Raw genomic sequence first — 1,475 nt, 5'->3', positions numbered from 1 at the left:
GGTGACGCGGACGGGATCGCCGGTTGCGGCGCGGAAGTCGAGGCCGGTGTGCATCGCCGGCCGGCCCAGGAAAGGATCGCTGCGCACGCCGAAACCGGAGGTGAACTCGACCTCGCCGATGACGGGCTTGCGATAGGGCACCAGAGCCAGCGTGCGGTTGAGCCGATCCATCTCGGCGCGGGTGACGTTGATGCGATTAAGCTGCTTCTCGAACGGGCCGGCATTCGCCGTCAGCTTGACGGGGACGAACGGTCCGCCCATTGCGCTGCGCGGCACGGCGGCTTCGAGACTGGCGAGATTCAGGCCGAGATCGCTGACGACGCCGCGCATCCGGCGCATGCGCGAATCCATGCCTTCCTCGACGGCGCTGAGCGCCGCCATCTGGCGGCGTTCGACCTGATCGAGCGAGGTGGTGAGGCGGACCAGGACATTGTCAAAGCCCTGATTCTTGGCGAACTGGCTGGTCGGCGAGGCCAGGACGGCGGGNCCGTGCCTCACGATCCGGCGGTGCCACGAAGATCACGGTGTCGCTGATCGGCGACGGTTTTGGCGTGCCCTGCGTCGCGCTCTGGCCGGCATCGCCGCGCTGCGGCGTCGCGCGGGGGATCGATCCGGTTACGTCCGGCATGGCGCCAAGCGCCGTCGCTCGGGACTCCAGCGCCGTCTGGCGCTTCATGATCTGGTCGAGCTTCTGGTCGAACTGCTCCTGATCGAGCAGCTGGCGGCTGGTGGTGCGGTCGACCTTGGCGCGCAGCTCGGCGATGCGATCCTCATAGGCGTATTGCATCTCGGCCTGGCGGGCGATCAGCCGGGTCAGGACGTCGTCGCGGAAGGCGAAATAGGTGGCGGTCGCGGCCGACCAGAGGCCAAGCAGGACGACGGTGCCGACCACGATCCAGAAAACCACGGGCCCGAGGCGAACCTGCTTGCCGTGATGGACGATGGTGTAGGCGTCGTCGGCGTCGGGAAGGGGAATCGGGGCGACTGCCGCCACAGCGGCAGGACGGCGCTGGAAGGCCCGTCCGTGATCGTGAGGATGATGCTGGGGGTACTGCGAATATTGGGCAGAACTTTTCGACATCGGCACTCCCGGCGCCGGTCGGATGGGTTCCTTGCGGCCTAATTGCCGCAGCAATCTGGGCTCGTCATGGTTAATTTTCCGGAAACGGAACCTTTAGAACTTAACGGGCTGGTTAAAGACTCCTTGCCGTTTCCAGCACCTGATCGGCATGGCCGTCGACCCGGACGTTGCGCCAGATCTTGGCCACCTTGCCGTCGCTTCCGACCAGCACCGTGGTGCGAAGAATCCCGAGGAAGCTTTTGCCATACATGGACTTTTCGCCCCAGGCGCCATAGGCCTCCAGCATCTCGTGCTTTTCGTCCGAGATCAGGGGGACCTTAAGGCTGTGCTTGTCGCGGAACTTCTCCTGGGCCTTTAACGAATCCGCGGAGATACCAAGCACGGCCGTGCCCGC

The 1,475-nt window shown here is 65.2% G+C and carries 1 protein-coding gene and 2 pseudogenes; all 3 read right to left on the bottom strand.

All coding sequences use genetic code 11. The features are described 5' to 3' along the window. Positions 1–486: pseudogene (locus tag A5906_RS44900) on the bottom strand (M23 family metallopeptidase); the annotation flags it as partial. Position 487: 1 nt separating this feature from the next. After that, a pseudogene (locus tag A5906_RS44895) lies at positions 488–1,081 on the bottom strand (M23 family peptidase); the annotation flags it as partial. Positions 1,082–1,193: 112 nt separating this feature from the next. After that, a partial coding sequence (locus tag A5906_RS44890) for a peroxiredoxin (RefSeq protein WP_245326878.1) occupies positions 1,194–1,475 on the bottom strand: 282 nt, incomplete at its 5' end.

Origin of the sequence: Bradyrhizobium sacchari, from assembly GCF_002068095.1 — a bacterium.
GTDB lineage: Bacteria > Pseudomonadota > Alphaproteobacteria > Rhizobiales > Xanthobacteraceae > Bradyrhizobium > Bradyrhizobium sacchari.
Note: the sequence above shows the minus strand (reverse complement) of the source record. Positions and strands in the feature narration are given on the sequence as shown.